Here is a 19,514-nt window from a genome sequence, read left to right as displayed (position 1 = left end):
TTGGAAAGTATAATAGTATAAAATCGATACGGATAATATTTGCTATTATTGCAATATTACAATTGATTGAAAGACATTCATTAATTAACTGCAAATCTCCCCATCGTGAAAAGGATTTTAATTGCCGATGATCACACAATTGTAAGAACAGGTATAAGTGTTCTTATAAAAGCAGAGTATTTAAATGCGCAGATAGATGAATGCAGCGAAGGCGACTGTGCCTGGAAAAGGATGCAATCAACGCAATACGATCTGTTTATAATGGACCTTAATATGCCGGGTACCGACTCGGTGAATCTGCTGAAGAATATATTCAGTTTGCAGCCGCAGCTGAAAGTACTGATACTTAGCATGAGCAGCGAAGAGATCTATGCAAAGAAATATCTTCAGCTGGGCGTTATGGGATTTATTAATAAAGAAGCCGATACAACCGAAATACGAAAGGCTATCACCACTGTATTGAACAACAGGAAATATATGAGCCCGGTATTGCAGGAAATTATTGCCCGTGATGCGATCAATGGCACGCCCGGCAACAATTTATTTGAAAACCTGTCGATCCGCGAACTGGAAGTAATGACCCACCTCGTTGAAGGCAAAAATGTTTCAGAGATTGCCGAGGTACTATCTATACATATTTCTACCGTAAGCACGCATAAAGCCAATATATTACAAAAGCTAAAAGTGAGTAATGTGATTGAACTTACACGTATAGTGAAAAGATTTGATATAGCTTAAGTAATTGTTTGATGGTTTTATTGTTTGATGGTTATCGTTGATAAATTAGCCTGTTGATTATAATGGACAGGTTCAAAATTCAACAGTCCAACAATCAAACCATAAAACCATCAAACCATTAGATTGTCAGGTTTTGAAAGTGAGGGTGATTCTATTGCCTTCTTCACCCGGCTGATCTATAGCCAGTTCTCCTTTTATCCGGGCCAATAACTCAAGAATGATCTTATACCCAAAGCCATTACTATCATTACCGGCTTTATAGGTATTGTTAAGTATTTCTGCAACCAGGTTTTTGTTCATGCTTTTACCGGTGTCGGTAATAGTGATGCGAACAGCCGAAGCATCCTGCATAGCTTCGAATCTTATTTCACCATGCACGGTATATTTATTGGCATTGTCGGCCAGATTGCGGATGATGAGCTTTAATATATTGGGATCGGTGTTCAGTATAATATCAGGAGGTATAAGATTCAGCACTCTGTTATTACGTATAGCAGCCGCCGGCTCATACAACGAAACAATGCCCCCAACGATATCGCGAAGTATAAAGCTTTCTTCCTGAATCACAAATCCTTCTTTCTGTGCATTTGTCCATATCAAAAAATCCTGGGTAAAATCGTTCAGGTCCTGCGTTGCATTTCGCACCTTCAGCAGCATGTCTTCCAGTTCGGGCCGTGAAGCTTTTTGATAATTTTCATAAGTATGATCGGCCATGATATGCAGAAAGCGAAGCGGCGACCGCAGGTCGTGCAGGATCATGGTGATCATTTTCTCTTTTACGCGATTACTTGCCGACAATGCTTCGGTTCTTTCTGCTACTTTTACTTCAAGCTGTTCGGCCTTTTTTACTTCCTGTTTATAGCGGAGCCAGAAAATAAAAGAAATAATACCGATGACTGCGAGTGCTATGAGCAAACGGAACCAGATCGTTTCGTACCAGTAAGGGAGAATGATCCAGGTCACGGTTTTAATGCTGTACTTTCCGTAACTCTCCTGGTTGCGAATGATCAATTTATACCCGCCTTTGTGCAAACCGGTAAGCTCCAGTTTGCCATCATCATTCACCGGTCGCCATTTGTTATCGATCTGGGGTATTTGATATTCGAGGTGCAGGTTCACCTTATTGCCAAAATAAGGCGAAGAGATTGCAAACACCAACGGGCCTGAGTCTTGCCGTTTTTCAAAATGATCACCGGGCAATACCTTCTTCTCATCGGCAATAAGGCGTTCGATAAATATCGGGTGATCGGGTAATTCAATGGCTATGCTGTCGGGCCTGAACTGAACCAACCCATCGAGCGAAGGCAATGAAAAATGACCGTCACGCATAACAATGCCGCAGGGTGTGCATCCTCCGTTGAATTCATTGGTGGTATATCCTGACGACTTATCAAAATAAAAATAAAAGATTTTTTCCTTATTGCCGGCTGCATAGCTGTCGAGTTCCTTCTTTGCCACCCTGTACAATCCTTTATTGGTGGGCAGCCAGAAGTAACCCTGTTTGTCTTCCATAAAACAATGAACACTGATCAGGTTATTGCCGGCATCAACCGGCATTTTAATAAAGCGTCCTTTGTCGTACTTATAAAAGCCTTGTCCGTAAGAGCCTACCCATATGCTTCCGTCTGTTGCTTTATAAATGGCCCTGATAAAAGCATGCTGCAGTCCCAACTGGCGAAGCTTACCTGTTATAAGATTATATGAAAATAAGCCGGCCGAGGTACCGATCCAGATATCGTTTGGATTTATTTCTTTGATCACATTTATATCCGCCGGCATATTCAGTAAAGTAGCGGTATCATTGCCTTTCCGGCGGTGTATTTTATGCAGCGTTGCGTATATGAGGTCTTTATTGGTGGTTTCAACAATCGCCATCAACCAGCCTCCGAGGTATTCAACGGTAACAGGATGTTGCAAACCGGTATCGATCCTTTTTAAAGAGTCGTAGTTGGAGTACCAGATATATCCGTCGGATGATCGCAACAGGGCAGGCCGGTCATATAAACCCGGCGTAGGAATATTCACTGCACTGTTACGGCTCAGCACACCCGATGAAGTGAGAATGTTGCCATCTGTTGCCTCCTGCTGCGCATACAGGCTATTGATAGCATAATGATCACTGTTAAAGAAAAGCCGGCTGAATTCATTTTTTTTGAGAATATACAAGCCACTGGTTGCGGTACCAATATATAATGTGCGGTATAATTCGTCGTATATAAGGCTGTTGATATTTTTGATCGAAGTGTTGGCTGCCAGTATATCAAAATCCAGCACACCGTTTTGCATTTTCAGCAACAGTATATTTCCCTTGTAAACAAGAAATGAGTGGTTGTTATCTCTTAATGCATTGACGGTATACTGACTTGGGTATGCTCCTGATTCGGTTTGACTGAAAATTTCTTTGAGCCGGTCGCTACAGCTGATGTTATTTTGCCAATGACCCTTTTTATAAGCGTAAAAGCGATTCTGCCTGTCGACATAGAAAAAAAAGTCACCCACCATGAACTGTATCTTAAGCGCATGGCCATCAATTTCGGTCAGCAGATGAATGTCGGCTGTATAGTCATTGAGATAATAACAGTTTGAATCTTTTCTTACATACGCCAGTCTTGTGTTCTCTGTTATCAGGTCGCCATTAAGGTCAAGCCGGTGTAACAATCCTTTGAAGGCTGTTGAATCATGCCCCCAATTTTTATAAATGTGGTCATAATAAAATATACAGTTGTTCCACCGGTTGCATTGATACGGGTTGGCAGAAAGCTGGCTGTCTTCCTGTAAAGTATAATCGTCTTTTACTGTCAGGATCCGGCGAGAGGTAAAACCTGGTTCCAGTATTATTTTCCCCTTCACTGAGCTGACCTGAAAACACCTGTTCTGATATAAGGCCGGTGTGTTGGCCATATTGTATTCACGGAAGTGCTGACCATCGAAGCGTACCATGCCCATTTCGGTAGCCATCCACAGAAAGCCGTTGCTGTCGAACGCCATGTTGTTGATGCTGTTTTGCGGAAGCGCATTATCACTGTTGTAATTGATAACGCTGTATCCGGGCACGGTTGTTTGTGCATTCGATGCCAGTGCCAGCAACAAACAGAATGATACTATTATGATATGTCGCAGGGTATAGAACATTTTACTAAAACAAAGATTAGCAATTTGATATTACCATCAAATTATATTGCTGGTGATATTATTTTTGCATCCGTTTGCGGTGCTATTGTTGTTCTTATGATCTACTTAATTGCATCTGTCTGAAATAAAAAAGGCCCACATTGCTGCGGAGCCTTGTACTGTATGAGACATCTGCGAAACTAAAATTCTTTAAAGACCCCAGCCATACCGTAATCTGAAAACGCCGGATGAATTCACCGTACTGATAGTGATACTGGTGCCGCTGCCGCCACGGGTTAACATACTGTATGAGTCGCCATCTCTTAAACCCGGCCAATAAACACTTGCGATTTTATCGGTGCGGCAAACATCACTGGTAGAAACGATGTAAGCAATTTCATTATCAGATTGTGAACCGTTTTGATAATCTTTTCCCGAATTCATAGTAGCGCCGAATTCGGTTATAACAGTACGGGTTCCATAACCGCCTATGCGATTTCTCCAATCGGTTCTCCAGTCAGCGGCATTATGCGAAGCCCAGAACGCATAATTATGAAGTCCCAGCAAACAGCTGCTGAACCGGGTATCAGCCCCAACGCCGGTAACATTATCACTATAACCCTGTCCATCGAGAACAATTCTGCTCCTTGGCACATTGGGGTAATTTGACAAAAACTGCGCATAAATAGTTGTAAGCTGACTCAGGGTATATCCATGCGGTTCATTAAATGGTTCAAAGTAAACCTTGCTGTTACTCTGGTATTTATTAACAACCGTCGTCCACATGGTCCAGAAGCTGGTGGTATTATCAATGATGCCATCTTTTGAAGAAGCAGATTCCCAGCAGGCTATAATCACTTTGTAGCCTTTGCTGGTTGCTTTATCAATAACAGCCGTGTAACTTGCCCACCAGCTTTCGGCTACTGAAGGCGGGTTAATGGGAATACGGATTGTATTTACGCCATTAACTTTAGATGTAAAACCATTCAGCACGGCATCTGTTTTAGCGGCCACGGTATTATAATCATCACTTGCTGTTAACCCTGAAGGAATCACCCAGCCATCTACAAAATTATCTCTTCCATCGGCCCAGTTTAATCCTGAAATACCGGCCGCGCCTACCGCTTCACTGGTAACAGTAGTATCGTTGGTGGGCGTTTGGGTAGCAGTATTCGAATCTTTTTTAGAGCAGCTGTTAAAAAACAGGATAGAATTAACTATCAAAATGATATTGAAAATTTTTTTCATAGCAAGCGGTTCAATCGTTAAAAAATTTTGGCAATCACGAGGTGGCGGAGCCGTTCCTCGCTGATATTATAAAATTACCGGGTATCAGGGGGGAACATGGGGGATAAATTGCGAAAATATGGGGCACAAAACAATAAAATGAGCTGAAAAGGGGGTAGAACAACCACCAACCTGAGTTAATTAGAGGCAGGGGAGGCCGATCTGATTTTTTTAACAGCGTATAACAAAAGCATAGAAAGCGTAGCGCCTACTGCTGCCAGCGCTATGTCTTTGTGGGCATCCCAAACGTCGCCCTGTGTGGCAACATAGGTTTCACCTGTTTCTTTATCGGTAAATGCAGCAACGCCCCATTCGATCATTTCAAAAATAGTCCCGAACGAAAAACAAATTTCAACGGGTCTTAGCCAGGATGCTCTTTTCGATACATTGAATTTATTGATCAGCAATTCCCTGAATGGATAAGCCATGAAAAACCCAAAACTAAAATGCACGATGCGGTCGTACGGATTGCGCCAGAGATGATACGAGTCCTGGAGCCACTTGCCAAATGCGTTTTTAGTATAGGCATAAAAGGCTCCGTACAAATGAAGCATTACAAAGCAAAAAATGCACAGGTAACTTACATCACTTAGTTTAACCCATTTACGGGTAGCCCATAAAACAGATAAGCAAATAATCACCAGTAAATTCTCAATGATCCAATCTTCGGGAATCAGACAATTGTACCAGCCATACACCCAGTATAGCAGGAATAACCCGAAAAGTACCCAGAGAAATTTATTTGAACCAACCGGAATGCGTTCGATGGATGTGGCTGTTGTGATCATCTTCGATTACTTTTATTTGCTTTTCTTTTCTGCAAAATCGGTAAGGTATCCATAAGCGGCAGAAAATAATCCTTTATCATGGTCGCTCATTTGGGCTGAAGTGCCTCCCTCGATGCAGTTTAGGCCAAAGCATAGTGATTGCGACCAGCCATCATCAACCGGGGCTATGCTCATTTCGGATTTTATTGTATTTACTTTCAGTTCCTGCATCTTTTTTAAGATTGCTGTGCGGTCGGCTTCAGTCATTGCAAACACGTTAGTTTTTGGGGCTTTCATTCCCGATTGTCTCATGTAAGTACAGGAATCGTACGTGATTGTTAATTCAGTTCTGCTGCCACTCATGCTTCCGCTATAAGAATAGGTAATTGTAAAATCTTTTGTCCAGGTTGCAGGCAATTCAAACTCATTCATGGGTACATTATTTATATTCAAGTGACTTAAAACGATCAGCAGCCAGGGTACAAGGAAACTGTTCATAAAATGTTGTTTTTATTGTGGCATCATTAGGATGCAACCGGCAGTTGAATTGCATAAACGTGTAACATCATTTTCTGGTATGCGCAATTTGCCTGAAAAGTGCTACATATTAAGATATCCGGTGGGTTTTCGAGGGGATTTACCTGTTGAACTCACCCATCGGATGCCTTATGGCATACATTTTGGCGTTTAAACTGCCAAATAATATAAACCTATGAACCGGTTGTTGTTTATCTTTTTAACTGCCTGTAGCATGCCGGCTATGGCTCAAAAGAAGTTTAGGGAAGATACCGAAAATACGTTCCGCATTGGCGGCAAAGCAGGAGTGAACATCAATAAAATACAGGGTAAAGCATTTACTGATAAATTTAGTTATAATTATGTGCTGGGTGGTTTTATTCAGTGGAACTTCAGCTACAAGTTCGGAATACAGCCCGAAATCAACTTTAGCCAGTCTTCCGCAGAAGTAACCAATGACCGAACCGATATTTATGATGATCTTTTTTTAGACGGTAATCAGAAAAAGGCGAAGCTGAACTATTTAAAGATCCCCATATTACTGAACATCGACATCGGGCCTTCACAGCGGGTGAAGCTGCAGGTTGGTCCGCAGTGGTCGCAGTTACTTAACTCCAAAGTTGATAGTCTTCGTAATCCCGGCCAGTCGATCTTTAAAAAAGGCGATTTCGCTGCAGTGGGCGGTTTATGGATACAGCTTCCGTTTGTAAATATCGGAGCGCGTTATGAGCAGGGATTGTCGAACGTAAATGAAACGGGAACCAGTGAAAAGTGGCGCAGCCAGTCTTTTCTGCTGTTTGCAGGGGTAACATTTTAAGTAAATTATGGAAAAGCCGCACCCAACAGACCTTGATCATCATCAGAAAAGCTTTGCTACTATTTAAAATAAATCTATAAATACCGCAGCCATTTTTTTTCTTTATGATTTTCTTTGTATCTGCCGTACCATTTGCAAAGCGGATACATGACTGCTACAATGGCTATCCAGACGATATAAATCGCCCACAATTCAATTCCGCTGCCAACTTTTGGACGGCCATAGTTAAAGCCAAATACCATGTCGGTACTTTTGAAACCTTGCAGGAATATCATCAAAAAAACAAGCAGGTGTATTAGGTACAAGTGCACCAGATAATAAAACAACGGCACTTTACCGTACACGCAAACGTATTCTGTGAGTTTATTCTTTATTCCCTGGATGGCAGACAGTATCAAAAACAGTATTCCTAAAAACAGCAAACAAAATTCGAGTGAGGGCGGGTATTTGGTAACATTTATAAACGAAAGAAATGTAAACAGACCGCTTTTTTGATGCGACCACGGCAATAAATCTCCATACACATTAATGAACCTGAGAACAACAAACAAGCCTATGGCTGATAGCCCTGATTTTAAAAATAATGATTGCTGTTTTTGCCAACTAATCTCAAAAAAACTACCGCATGCAAAACCAACAAGCATGATCCCCAGCCACGGAACAGGCGGATAACCGATTAACAATGCTTTGCCGGCCCCCAATGGATACATAGCGGGAGCAAAGAAAGGCATAAATATTTTTTTTGGCAATGATGTTTCTGCAAAAGGGACCAGCGGCGCCAGGTTGTGCAGGCAAATTATTAAGATGCCGGTGATGCCGATTGTTTTTGGTGTAGCATTCAGTAATAAACTGAGTATAATGAACCCAAAACCGATGGCGGCAATTACAGCGAAAAGAAATACGTTGAAGTGAACGTCAAACCATATCCCAAAATTAACCAATGTAAGCTCCAGTACAATCAGCCAAATCCCTCTTGTTAACAGGAACCTTTTTGAAGCAGCGATATTATTTTTACTTTTCATTGAAAGAAAAGCAGATGCCCCTGAAAGAAAAACGAAAGTGGGAGCGCACAAATGGGTTATCCACCGGGTGAAAAACAATGCCGGAGTGGTTGTAGTCAGATTCGTTGGCTGCTGCGTAATAGCTGTTGTGTGCATTAGATCTCGCACATGGTCTAAGGCCATAATGATCATAACAAGACCCCGCATGAAATCGATGCTGTAAATTCTCTTCATGAATGGTTTCTTTATTGGTTATGCATCACAATTTAGTGGCAGCAAATGAAACGCCTGCCTGTTTTTCGACAAACGCCTGAAACTATCGGTATGGGTAGTTGATCTGAAACAATGAACGGTTGGTCGAAAAAGGGCTAAAGCAACTGTTTATTAATGCTTAAGTTTGTTATGGAACAGAATCGTGTTCTTAATGTATAATCTTAACAAAGAGATTGTTTTCAATATTATTTTCTGGCTGCTGTATTTTGTATATGAGTGGTTTGGGCTTGCTGCGTTATCGGGTGAATATGGCAGGTATTTTATAAATGCGTGCATGGCGTTGCCGCTGGCCTTTATCATTTCATATATCACTGTTCACATCTTCATAAAAAAAATATATCAAAAAGGGCAGCGGTTAAAATTCTGGGTTTGCCAGGTTTCGGTTTCAATAATTTTTCTGATAATACGACGGTACATAAACTATTATGTAATTTATCCGGCGTTCTTTCCCGAAGCGCAGCAGGTGCCTTTGTTTTCGTTCGGTAAATTGATTGTAGAGTTGGTGAATCTTTACGCTATCGTAGGCATTTATGCTTTGTTCTATTTTGTTCGTTCGTGGTATGAAGAACAACGGCGGGTTCAAAACTTAATTCAGGAAAAAACAGTGGCAGAACTTGAGTTGTTGAAATCGCAGGTACAGCCACATTTTATTTTTAATGCCTTAAATAATATTTATTCAACTGCATTGACAAAAAGCCCCGAAACAGCAAAGCAGATATCACATTTATCCGATTTCCTGAATTATAGTTTGCACGAATCAAAACAAAATGAGGTTTCGTTAATATCTGAGATTTTATATATCAAAAATTATATTGAACTGCAAAAAAGCAGGTATGAAAATAAACTGGATGCGTCGGTAAATGTATATGACGAAATAAGTGATATTTATATTGCACCATTGCTTTTGCTGCCCCTGGTTGAAAACAGTTTTAAGCATGGTATTGAAAATTCAATTAATCAAAGCTGGGTACGGGTGGATGTTTCAAGGTGTGATGACAATTTTTCGATAAAGATCGAAAACAGTGTTGAAGAGAAAAAACAGCCAACTCCTATAAAAAACGGAGGTATTGGTTTGAAGAACGTACAAAAGAGATTACAGCTGATTTATCCGGATGCGCATGAGTTCAAAATTATTGAACAACCGCATTCATACTTAGTAGTTTTAAAAATAACAATTGCCAAATGACGAAATGTATTATTGTAGATGATGAGCGGCCTGCAAGGGATTTAATCAAACTTCACCTTTCGGACCTGCGTGATTTTGAACTTGTGGAAACATTTGACAATGCTTTGGATGCGTTTAACTTTCTGCAAAGATCTGAAGTGGACTTGATTTTTTTAGATATTCAGATGCCTAAGGTTTCAGGACTTGAACTTATAAAGTCATTAAAAGTTTGCCCGAAAATCATACTCACCACTGCTTTCAGGGAACATGCTGTTGAGGCCTTTGAGCTGGATGTACTGGATTATCTTATAAAGCCGGTTACCCGGGAGCGCTTTATGAAAGCAATTTCGAAATTCACTTACTACAATAATATAATTCCGGAAAAAACTAAAATCCCTAACAGTTTTGACAACGCGTATATTTTTTTTAAAGTAGGAAAAGAACAGATAAGGATATTTCTTAAAGACATTCTTTATATTGAAGGCTTTAAGGATTATATAAAAGTGCATACCGCTGTAAAAGTATTTGTTGCTTTTGAAAGATTGAGTTATATGGAAGAAAAGCTGCCCGAAAACAGGTTTGCAAGAATTCATAAATCATTTATTGTTGCGTTAGATAAGATAACTCAATACAACGCTGAACAAATAAAAATCGGGGATACATCGTTATCGATAGGGCGTATATTTAAGAACAGTTTTTTAAAGAAAATAGAGAAGAATCAGTGAGCTCACACGCTCATTATTTTTTTTACTTCCCTAATATTAAAGTTTATCAAACTCTTTAATGACCGGGCTGCCATTGGCCGGGATAGTCAATTTGAAAAAATATTGCCCCTTGCTTAGTTTTGAAACATCCAGTGTTTGCGCATTCACGCCCTCAAATAATTGAATGGTATTGGTGTTTATCGTTTGTGCGGCAGCATTGATCACCTGTACTGTTGCCATCGCGGGTTGTTTTACCATAACTGCATAAGTAATGGCAGTACGGGCCGGAGAAGGGTACAGGTTTACGGCAAATGCACTTGTTGCTTTTTTCAGAATAACTACCGGCGAAAAACCGGTATTACCATTTAGATCAACTTCCTTTAAACGGTAATTTAGAGGCCGCTTTTTACACAAATGCCCGCGAGGTCGCAATTATGCAATTTTCTTTTGTAAAAAGAGTAGTAATAATTGGAAAATAACCGGTGTGAAAACGGTGTAGGGGTGGATGAATAGAATTACGGCTAAATTCATAAATTTGCAAAAGCCCGCCGTCACTTTCGTATTCTACGGAATCCTCGTCATTTTCTTCGTTTTTTTCACTTTTAATTCTTCAGCTATGAATAAGATAATTTTTCGGCTGATGCTTTTAACAAGTGCTGTCATTATGATTTTCACGGCATGTAAAAAGGGAAATCAGCAAAATGAAGCTCCTATGGCCTATGCAGGTGTTAATAAAACTATCTGTTTCCCTGTGGATAGTGTAGAACTCACTGGCAAGGGAACAGATACAGATGGAAGCATAGTGAGTTATGAATGGAGAAAAACAGTCGGGCCTGCACAGTACACACTGGAAAATTCAACTGCTGCCGTTGCAAAGGCAAAAAACCTGGTTGAAGGGCAGTACGTGTTTGAATTGAAAGTCACCGATGATCAGGGACTTTCAGCAACGGATGCAGTCATCATAACCGTGTTTTCGAATTGTGGTTCAGGTGGTGATTGGGATTATTGATTCCGCTACGTACAAATGTATATTTGACTGTTCCGCAGCGTTAGTTTGATATAACCGGTAAACCTGACCTGAATTGGACATTTACCTGAAATCTTTGGATTATCTGCCTTTAGCATGGATTCGGTCACACGAAAATCATGGGAAGATTGTATCATCGCTAAAGAATAGTAATGCTACACAGCATACTGGTAGTAGTAAATACCTTTTCATAATTGATCGTTTTGATACAAGTTACATTTTCAATCAGAGCGTATTTTAATATATGAGCCATTGGTCAAAATCGTTGAGCAGTTGATTATTTTCTGCAAGTCTTCTGTTCGTGCCATTTATAAATGAAAATTCCGGCTTCTTTCTTTTAATGTTGAAACCCCAAAAACTCCGGGGAAATGTATATTGGATAGTTTTGAAAGCTTTTTTTTCGCCAAATGCTTTTTGCCTGCGGAGTTCACCGGCAGATTGTTGAACCAATTAAGAGAGTTCTTTAAGCGTATATGTGCTGTAAAACAATTGATAGATAAAACAAAGCAGTAGTGCTTTAAGAGTTGTGGGCTTAGTGTTACTGAGGTTGGTTAATTACTTGATCTAAATCAATATTAAATAAAAAAGCCTGGCTCTTTAAAATCAATGAATGGCTGTGCGGGTAATGCTATTATCTTTTATCAAACATTATAAAAATACTTTCGTTTTCACTTAAGCGTTACATGTTGTTATTACAAAAAATAAATTATTTTTGTAAAAATTTTCCGCTTCATTTAATTCCTCCCTTCTGGACACATGTTTTCTGTTCTCTTTGAATTTTATAGTCAATTGATCAGGATCAACTATAAAATTTTACTCCCATGGATAATAAATAAGCTGATAACCTTCTTTGGGTTACAGGTAATACTTCTATCTCCCATTTATTAAGTGGCATTTAATTGCTTAAATGCACCCCTTAGCGGGTGGTGGGGGACATATATATAATGAGCCATAAAAAACAAACACATGAAAACAAACATTCAAAACATAGTTATAATTCTTTCCTCATTAATAACCATATTTCTTATCCCTGCATCCTGCCAGAAAGAGCAACAGTTGTCCCAAACAACTCAAACAGCATTTGCACTTTCTGGCAATACATCGTCCGCGGAATTATTGTCTGCACTTGCACACGTGAACGGCGGGGGAGAAGGTACTTTTGGTACTGACCTGGATGGCGATGGAGATATCGACGGATCTCATTTTGGGATCGACGTTTCGATATTTGGAAATGGTTCTGCCAAAGGACACTTTGAGTGTTTGATGGCCGGCAATGCAGACATTTTAGGACTTCCGCTTATGGCAGTAGAGGGTAAGGTTAGCAATGGTTACAGTAATGCGAATGGCAGTGTAACCTTCAGTGGTACTGCTACAGTGAACCTGGGTAATGGCACGATGTTCAAAGATGTGCCATTTACTGTAAGAGTCACAGCAGGGGGACCTCAGACAGGAACTCTCACCCTAACAGTCATTGGTGCCTTTGACGGCGTAGCCGGTGATACCAACGTAGGTAATGGTAATTATGATTTGCCAACCGAAACGGTAGCCAGCGGACAGATCAGGATTCAAGGCCGTTGAGAGATCCTGGAAATCTCATTTTAATTACCAAGCAAAATTCCATAGACAGTTAAACAAAAAAGGAGGAACAAAACATGAGAACAATGAAACTCTACATGGCGATGTTCGCATCCGTTGTATCCATGCTTTCGGCTTGTCAAAAGCAGGATTCTGTTTCGCCAATATCGGCTCAGGGTAGTGCGGTTGCGATAGGTAGCATTAATAAAAATATATCAGATGGGCAGGTAGCGGCCCATGTTCAATGGGCCATCATTAGCCTCGACTTTCCCATCACTACCTTTAGCCCGGGAGGTGTGGCCTACGCGCAGGCTATCTCCGGAAGTACGCTTTCAAACCTGAAAATCAAATTCACGGGTTCCGGAAGCTTCGTTGATCCTGCATCAAACGGTGGAACTTCCGGTGCTGTCACCGGGGGCGGTTCATGGGAAACCTTTTCGGGCGACATATCAACCGGAAGTGGCACTTACAAGGTGACGAGACTTGCCAGTTGGACATTTGCGAGCTGGCAGATCGGAACCTTTATTGACTTAACCGGAAATACAAACGAAAGAGCCAACGGAACAGCGGTGCTGGTGATCGAGTATTCAGATGGAAGCGAGGGTACCCTTGGCCTTGGCTGTCATGGGCCAGGTGCGCCAGACGGAATTCAGGAAGGGGTTATTGCTACAAAAGGATTTGTGACTTATTGGACCGGCGAAGTGCCGTTGCCCAATATTGACAAGAACCGCACTGTTTTCCATGTTCGTCGATAATATGAAAGAGATGTCGTTGATGAGCGCAGGGAAAACAAGATGGCTAAGGGTTGGTTACCGGAAATGCAATTCGATGAATGCCAGCAAGTCGAATGATGCACGAAAATCCTGCCCCATGATAAACTGTGTGCGTAAGGGAATTGCGTTTCCGGTATCGACCCGTTGTGAGTTGAATTTCTTTGCCTTTATTCAGTGTTTTAAAATCGCATAACATGCAAAATGATTTGAAAAGACTAATGCTTTTGACGGCATTCTCAATTCTCTTTGGTACAGGATGCAGTAAAAAAGAGGAAATCGTTCTGCATCAGCATGCAACAGATCTTCATTCGAATGTTGAAGTAAAAAGTGATGCAAGGGAATCTTATGTGTATCTGGTTCAATCGTGGTATAACCTGTTGCTGAAGTTAGTTATAGAAACCCCGGGTTATGTGCCTCCGGTTGCGGCCCGGGCCTTCGGATACACAGGTATTACGCTTTATGAATCATTGCTGGATGAAATGCCTCATAATCATTCGCTGGTTGGACAGTTAAATGGATTCACATCGTTACCACAGCGTATGTATGGTCATTCATATGCGGCGCATATAACAGCTAATGCTGCATTGGCGGGAATCATTAAATATCTTTTTCAAAATGCTTCTGCTGAAAACAAAAACAAAATAGATTCCCTGGAATCGGCAAATGAGAAGTTACATCCCGAACAATTCAGTGAAACTATAATAAATCGTTCCCGCAATTATGGCCGTGCCGTTGCGGATGCGGTTTTCAATTGGTCGCTCCATGATGGCGGTCACCAGGCGTATCTCAATATTTTTCCTGCGGACTATATTGCTCCGGTCGGCGTAAACAAATGGATTCCTACTCCACCGCTATACCAGCATGCCATGTTACCATATTGGGGAAACAACCGACCTATGGTGCCTGCTAATAATCCCGGGCCTATTGATCCACCACCTCCGCCTGATTTCTCCTCTTCTCCCGGTTCCCCCTTTTATAATGCTGCATATGAAGTGTATAACACGGGTTTGCATTTATCTGCCGAACAAAGAAACGTTGCTTTATACTGGGCTGATGGCGGAGGCACATTCACACCAGTGGGGCATAATGTTGCAATCGCTTTGCAAATGATCCGCAATCATAATCTTAATTTGAATGAAGCAGCAGTGCTCCTGGCAAAAGTCGGTATTGCGGAAAATGATGCAGCTATTGTTTGCTGGCGGGCAAAATTCAAGGTAAATTTGCTGCGGCCGGTCACGTATATCCGGGCATATATAGATCCATCATGGATGCCACTGGTTAATACCCCGGCTTTTCCAAGTTATACATCCGGACATTCTACCTTTTCTGCTGCTGCAGCCACTATTCTTACTTTTGAAATTGGCAATCAAATTTCATTTACTGACAGCAGTAAGATTTATTATGGGTTTTCTCCCCGCTCGTTCAACAATTTCTATGGGGCCGCACAGGAGGCAGCTGTTTCAAGGTTATATGGCGGCATTCATTATGCTTTTGATAATGATAATGGTTATAAGTGCGGCCAACTAATCGCCACGAATGTGCTGAATCTCCACTGGAAGTCTTAATGTTAATTGTATGCCGTTATTTAGTATGGAGTTATAAGGTACTTCGAAACCCTTTCTTCTTCGCTATTAATAAGTCACGTTGCACATTAAATCAATCATTCAACTTCCCTGATGTTCACATTGTCAATGTCGAAGCCGTTTTCGATCATGGCTACCGGTAAGCTCTTACCCAAAAACCATTGCTAACGCGCAGACGCGTCTGGTTTTTATGCTACAAGGTGGGTATAAATGCTTATGTTGGTCAACATAAAATACCACTTTAGGGTATTGATATAAGCTCTGGAACTTTTTAATTTTACTTAACAGTTCAATCCTCTATAAGACTATCATTATAAATTGAATCAGACAGTAACTCAGGAAATGATAGTATAACTATCCAATAAAACCATGTGGAATTCAGTACAATATTCAGAATAATCCTTCAGTAACATTAGGGATAAAATAGTCCACCCTTTCTAAACGCCTGATACCAAAAGAATGGTAATTGACATTGATATGCATACGTGTATAAGCATGTATGATGGTCATTGTTTGTCACTTTCTGAATAGATAATTTTTAATTGGATTTTGTTATGCAAAAAACCAAAGCTATGTTATATGCCTTGCAGGGCACCAGATGGTTATGTATGCTGCTTCTGCTGCTTTCTTCATCTGTTATCAATTCACAGATCCCTGTGTCAAAGGACACTCTTAAACCGGTCACCGGCGGCATCATAGGCCGGGTACCCATTGTAGTTAAATATCCCGACACACTTGATATGGGCCAGTACCTGATCGTAGTAGAGGCATATGACAAAGGTGGCGAATGGGCAAGTGCCGAAAAATTGTATAAGAACCTGAACGGTATCGGTCGTGTAAAATTCAAATGTCCCACAACCTTTACCATATTCCCCGGGCTTTGGAAAGATGCTGTGCTGAAACCGGTCAAATACATGGCGGTAAGCGGTGTGGCCAAAAAAGAAAATGAGATCAGTATAACGGATGTTGCAGCACTTGGTTTGAACATCCGGCCAGGTGAAGAAGTGGAATTGGATATGCCGCATTACAATGGAAAGGCGATCGATATATCAAAATATATCACCGATATCAAAGGCGTAAGAACTCCCGAAGGTATCCGCGTACGATTCAGCAATATTACTGCCGGAGTAATCAAAGGCAGGGCCACCCTGGGCCAGGTAGTATCTGGAATAGCAAAGTATCCTACTGATCCTGCCATACCGGCTGTTCCATTTTCGCTGAATATTTCTCCCGGCTTTACACTGGAAATAAGCGATGTTGTTTTTGCACCCGGAAAAAATGCACTGGTAACAGCCAATTTGCTGCTGCCGGTTTCCATAACACAAAACGTAGCCTGCTCAAGGGCAAAATTGAATCTTGGCAGCTTTCTGCTCTCTCCGTCGTGTGAGTTTTATAAAGAGTGCCACGACTCCACTTATGGTGTATTCGGTATTGGTAATACCACCCTCGGTATAGAAGGTAAAGGCTATATTGCCGATTTCAGTTCATCACAAACCTATGCTGCATCGGGTAAGCCTGCCGTTTGGAAAGGTGTGGTGCTGAAGCAGGGCGAATCAAAAGGATCGCCAGCCGGCACTGTTATTTCGAATATTGGTTACATGCAGGCTGACTATACTTTCACCAATGGCATTGTTGAGGCCAACGGATTAACAGCACAATTCCACAATACAGCGCCTTACGTTTACGGAGCTGCACAGCCTTTCGGGTACCGCATAGAATTTAATAATGCAATGGTGAACGTGGCATCGAGCCAGGTGGCCGGTGGTATTATCAATCCCGGCAAAATCGCTTTACCCAAAACAGCCGTGCGGCAGGTAACCAATGCTGATGTAATACTCACTGATGTTAACTTAACTATTAAACCTTCCATGGATTTGATAGGTTATTCATTGGTAGACCCTAACTCAACTATTTACTGGGGCGATCTTATTGCAGCAGGAGGTGGCGATCAGAAATCATTTGGTATACAAAACATAGAACGACAGGTTTGGTTGTTCTTCTCAGCGCAGAATGTTCCGGCGTTTAATCCAACGAATGCCAGTGGTAAAAAATTCACCGGTCCGCCCGCACTTATAAATGCTTCTGTAGTGGAGGCCTATCGCATGCAGGGCGCTACCTTTACCAATTTTGGCATTTTGGTGGTGAATACACCGAATATTCCTTCTACCTGGAAGCCCAACAACCCTGCTATTCCTCCCAACAGCAGCCCGGTATGGTTCAGGCTGAATAATAAAGATACCAGCTGGCTGAATGTGGTAACTGAAGGCGTGCATTGTAACATCAAAGGAGATATTATGGAATCGCCGGGACTTAAACTGGGTGATACTTCCAAACCCCTTTATGTTGGTGTAAAACCTTTCGAAACGCTCACGGCAAACCCCAACCGGCAAGTTTCGAAACCCTTCAGCAGTATTGTGCTGCAATGTGTGGAAAGCGCTGTTATCACCTGCGATTTCAGCTCTTATCTCAAAATGCCTGATCCTATAGGTGATGTTTATAGCTTTAAAGAAATGGTATTCACATCTACCGCCAACAATGCAGGCGGTAAGTTATCGTTACAACCAGGCGATTCACTGGCCTACTGGGGATTAAAGCTGGTTCCGAAACCCGGTTTCAGTAGTGCGGGATTGGTGAGTGTAAAAACAGGACAGATAATATTAACGGCAGCAGGACTTGCAGAAACACGACATTTTGCCCAACCATTCTGGCTTACCTGGGGCGAGATGCTGGCCAATGGCAGCATGGGAAGGTTATTCTTCGACTATAATTCAGCAGGTCAGCAGTTTGATAAATTTAATTACATACATAATGCGGTTGCCTTGTCGCCATATGACCCGGCAAAGAAAGGCTTCCTGCGGGTGGGTGGTACAGCTTTTTTCCCCTTCTTTGGTGGAGACTACCTGCATATCATAGATAGTTATACGCCGGCTAAAACAGGCGATCCTTTTAATGGAAGAACAGTTGCACTGAGCAATACTGCCTTTGGCGCAGGGTTCTTACCAACTGATTTTACCATTGGCGGTAACTGGTCCGATGGCCTGGGTATCTTCAATTTCACTATACAGTATGCTTCTTCGATACAGGATGGGTTTATCGGTAATGGACTGAGCGCCCTGCGTAATCTTTTAGGGGGCGATATCGTTTCCTCGCTTACCATGAACAGCCGCGGAACCTGTATGCGCATTGGTTCAAACCTTTTGGACCAGCGCTCTATTTCCTGCGGTCCCATTGCCAACATTTCGCAGATAACGAGGATTTGGGGATGCGCCTGTATCGAAAACGACGGCATCGAAAACCTGGTGGTAGGAGGTGAAGTGACCGATGCGGCTAATATGAGTGTGGCAGCGAGGGTGGGTTCCTATTTGTCGGCCATTTTACAAATCACTCCTTCATTGGCAAGGGTAACGGTAGATGGTGAAGCATATATGTCGGTAGCCCTTTCATTAGATGCCATGGTAAGCGGGCACATGCAGCTGACGATGAACTGGGCCCAGGGTTATATGGAAGGAGAGGTATCGGGCAAGTTCAGGGTAGCTGAGGGTAGTCCGGTTTTAAGCGGCAGCTCATTGCAGGCCGAAGGTCAGCTGAACTGGCACCTGGGTATCGACTTCAATGAATTGCAGGGAATGGTTGCGCTGAAAATGATGAGTTCAACCGGTGTTGCAGGTTTGGGAGGAGGAATAGGAGCCGGTATGGGTATCGGCGCAGCATTTTATATCGGTATGAACGCGCCGAAAGAAAGGGCCTGGGTATTAATGGCCGGTGATCCAAGGTATGCATTGAATACAGCACCTATGCCAGACCGTTTATCGGGTATCTATGGCTCATTGTATGTATCACAAAGTGTAAGCCTGTTTATTATTTCAGGAGGCTATGAACTATATGTGGGCCTGGGCGCCTTCACCCTAACGCCGGCATCAGCCACGGTGCTGGGCGCTTTGGCTGCCGGACCTGGTCTTCCCTATGTGGTAGGCAACCTCGGCGGGCGAATTCATGGCGAAATATTGGGAGGGCTTGTATCCGCAGCAGCCTGGTTCAATTTACAGGTCATGGGGCCTTATCCGTTCAGCTTCCAGGGAACAGTGGGGTTAGAGGCATGCGTGCTGTGGGTGTTCTGTGGCTCTGTTGATTTAACGGTCGGCATGAATACAGCAGAAGGATTTTATATACGCTAAAC

At 42.1% G+C, this 19,514-nt stretch carries 15 protein-coding genes; 9 read left to right on the top strand and 6 right to left on the bottom strand.

The annotated features are described in order from the left end of the window. The first annotated feature begins 105 nt into the window (after positions 1-105). Positions 106-738 (top strand): response regulator, encoded by a 633-nt coding sequence (locus AC59IL_RS02160; RefSeq protein WP_496550426.1) that lies wholly within the window; start codon positions 106-108, stop codon positions 736-738. A gap of 126 nt (positions 739-864) precedes the next feature. Here AC59IL_RS02160 and AC59IL_RS02155 read toward each other — a convergent pair whose 3' ends face one another. The 4 genes from AC59IL_RS02155 to AC59IL_RS02140 all read right to left on the bottom strand — a co-directional run bounded on the left by AC59IL_RS02155 (position 865) and on the right by AC59IL_RS02140 (position 6,401). Beyond that, on the bottom strand, positions 865-3,870 hold the full coding sequence (locus AC59IL_RS02155) for a ligand-binding sensor domain-containing protein (protein ID WP_496550425.1): 3,006 nt from the start codon (positions 3,868-3,870) through the stop codon (positions 865-867). 189 nt (positions 3,871-4,059) lie between these two features. After that, the gene (locus AC59IL_RS02150) at positions 4,060-5,097 is read right to left on the bottom strand and encodes a cellulase family glycosylhydrolase (RefSeq protein WP_496550424.1); all 1,038 of its coding nucleotides are present in this window, start codon (positions 5,095-5,097) and stop codon (positions 4,060-4,062) included. A gap of 176 nt (positions 5,098-5,273) precedes the next feature. After that, complete coding sequence (locus AC59IL_RS02145) at positions 5,274-5,924, bottom strand: DUF2238 domain-containing protein (protein WP_496550423.1); 651 nt, start codon at positions 5,922-5,924, stop codon at positions 5,274-5,276. Positions 5,925-5,936: 12 nt separating this feature from the next. Then, positions 5,937-6,401 carry a hypothetical protein gene (locus tag AC59IL_RS02140; protein WP_496550422.1) on the bottom strand — a complete coding sequence of 155 codons (465 nt, stop codon included), beginning with the start codon at positions 6,399-6,401 and terminating at the stop codon, positions 5,937-5,939. Positions 6,402-6,615: 214 nt separating this feature from the next. On the opposite strand from AC59IL_RS02140, the gene AC59IL_RS02135 reads away from it, so the two are divergent. Further along, positions 6,616-7,236: a porin family protein gene (locus AC59IL_RS02135; RefSeq protein WP_496550421.1), complete on the top strand. Its 621-nt coding sequence runs from the start codon at positions 6,616-6,618 to the stop codon at positions 7,234-7,236. A 74-nt stretch (positions 7,237-7,310) separates the two neighbouring features. Here the strand turns inward: AC59IL_RS02135 and AC59IL_RS02130 are convergent, their stop codons facing one another. Then, positions 7,311-8,471 (bottom strand): acetyltransferase domain-containing protein, encoded by a 1,161-nt coding sequence (locus tag AC59IL_RS02130; protein ID WP_496550420.1) that lies wholly within the window; start codon positions 8,469-8,471, stop codon positions 7,311-7,313. A 190-nt stretch (positions 8,472-8,661) separates the two neighbouring features. Between AC59IL_RS02130 and AC59IL_RS02125 the strand changes: the two genes are divergently transcribed. Beyond that, positions 8,662-9,696 (top strand): sensor histidine kinase, encoded by a 1,035-nt coding sequence (locus AC59IL_RS02125; RefSeq protein ID WP_496550419.1) that lies wholly within the window; start codon positions 8,662-8,664, stop codon positions 9,694-9,696. After that, on the top strand, positions 9,693-10,400 hold the full coding sequence (locus AC59IL_RS02120; protein ID WP_496550418.1) for a LytR/AlgR family response regulator transcription factor: 708 nt from the start codon (positions 9,693-9,695) through the stop codon (positions 10,398-10,400). Before AC59IL_RS02125 ends, AC59IL_RS02120 begins: the two co-directional genes overlap by 4 nt. A gap of 36 nt (positions 10,401-10,436) precedes the next feature. Here AC59IL_RS02120 and AC59IL_RS02115 read toward each other — a convergent pair whose 3' ends face one another. Continuing rightward, complete coding sequence (locus AC59IL_RS02115; RefSeq protein ID WP_496550417.1) at positions 10,437-10,811, bottom strand: T9SS type A sorting domain-containing protein; 375 nt, start codon at positions 10,809-10,811, stop codon at positions 10,437-10,439. A gap of 184 nt (positions 10,812-10,995) precedes the next feature. Between AC59IL_RS02115 and AC59IL_RS02110 the strand changes: the two genes are divergently transcribed. The 5 genes from AC59IL_RS02110 (at position 10,996) to AC59IL_RS02090 (ending at position 19,512) form a co-directional block, all read left to right on the top strand. Then, positions 10,996-11,388, top strand: a complete 393-nt coding sequence (locus AC59IL_RS02110; RefSeq protein WP_496550416.1) for a PKD domain-containing protein — start codon at positions 10,996-10,998, stop codon at positions 11,386-11,388. Positions 11,389-12,372: 984 nt separating this feature from the next. Continuing rightward, positions 12,373-12,984 carry a hypothetical protein gene (locus AC59IL_RS02105; RefSeq protein WP_496550415.1) on the top strand — a complete coding sequence of 204 codons (612 nt, stop codon included), beginning with the start codon at positions 12,373-12,375 and terminating at the stop codon, positions 12,982-12,984. An 83-nt stretch (positions 12,985-13,067) separates the two neighbouring features. Beyond that, complete coding sequence (locus tag AC59IL_RS02100) at positions 13,068-13,736, top strand: hypothetical protein (protein WP_496550414.1); 669 nt, start codon at positions 13,068-13,070, stop codon at positions 13,734-13,736. A gap of 212 nt (positions 13,737-13,948) precedes the next feature. Then, on the top strand, positions 13,949-15,319 hold the full coding sequence (locus AC59IL_RS02095) for a vanadium-dependent haloperoxidase (RefSeq protein ID WP_496550413.1): 1,371 nt from the start codon (positions 13,949-13,951) through the stop codon (positions 15,317-15,319). 572 nt (positions 15,320-15,891) lie between these two features. After that, on the top strand, positions 15,892-19,512 hold the full coding sequence (locus AC59IL_RS02090; RefSeq protein ID WP_496550412.1) for a hypothetical protein: 3,621 nt from the start codon (positions 15,892-15,894) through the stop codon (positions 19,510-19,512). Positions 19,513-19,514: the final 2 nt, after the last annotated feature.

The sequence above is a fragment of the Niastella sp. sgz303648 genome, from assembly GCF_059587045.1.
The sequence above is the reverse complement of the archived record's forward strand: the minus strand, read 5'-3'. Positions and strand labels throughout refer to the sequence as shown.

What these genes read in the sequence shown, in the direction of transcription:
- AC59IL_RS02150 (WP_496550424.1), bottom strand. Translation starts at nt 5,097, where the DNA reads ATGAAAAAAATTTTCAATATCATTTTGATAGTTAATTCTATCCTGTTT.
- AC59IL_RS02110 (WP_496550416.1), top strand. Translation starts at nt 10,996, where the DNA reads ATGAATAAGATAATTTTTCGGCTGATGCTTTTAACAAGTGCTGTCATT.
- AC59IL_RS02155 (WP_496550425.1), bottom strand. Translation starts at nt 3,870, where the DNA reads ATGTTCTATACCCTGCGACATATCATAATAGTATCATTCTGTTTGTTG.
- AC59IL_RS02135 (WP_496550421.1), top strand. Translation starts at nt 6,616, where the DNA reads ATGAACCGGTTGTTGTTTATCTTTTTAACTGCCTGTAGCATGCCGGCT.
- AC59IL_RS02130 (WP_496550420.1), bottom strand. Translation starts at nt 8,471, where the DNA reads ATGAAGAGAATTTACAGCATCGATTTCATGCGGGGTCTTGTTATGATC.
- AC59IL_RS02140 (WP_496550422.1), bottom strand. Translation starts at nt 6,401, where the DNA reads ATGAACAGTTTCCTTGTACCCTGGCTGCTGATCGTTTTAAGTCACTTG.
- AC59IL_RS02095 (WP_496550413.1), top strand. Translation starts at nt 13,949, where the DNA reads ATGCAAAATGATTTGAAAAGACTAATGCTTTTGACGGCATTCTCAATT.
- AC59IL_RS02090 (WP_496550412.1), top strand. Translation starts at nt 15,892, where the DNA reads ATGCAAAAAACCAAAGCTATGTTATATGCCTTGCAGGGCACCAGATGG.
- AC59IL_RS02125 (WP_496550419.1), top strand. Translation starts at nt 8,662, where the DNA reads ATGTATAATCTTAACAAAGAGATTGTTTTCAATATTATTTTCTGGCTG.
- AC59IL_RS02120 (WP_496550418.1), top strand. Translation starts at nt 9,693, where the DNA reads ATGACGAAATGTATTATTGTAGATGATGAGCGGCCTGCAAGGGATTTA.
- AC59IL_RS02105 (WP_496550415.1), top strand. Translation starts at nt 12,373, where the DNA reads ATGAAAACAAACATTCAAAACATAGTTATAATTCTTTCCTCATTAATA.
- AC59IL_RS02100 (WP_496550414.1), top strand. Translation starts at nt 13,068, where the DNA reads ATGAAACTCTACATGGCGATGTTCGCATCCGTTGTATCCATGCTTTCG.
- AC59IL_RS02145 (WP_496550423.1), bottom strand. Translation starts at nt 5,924, where the DNA reads ATGATCACAACAGCCACATCCATCGAACGCATTCCGGTTGGTTCAAAT.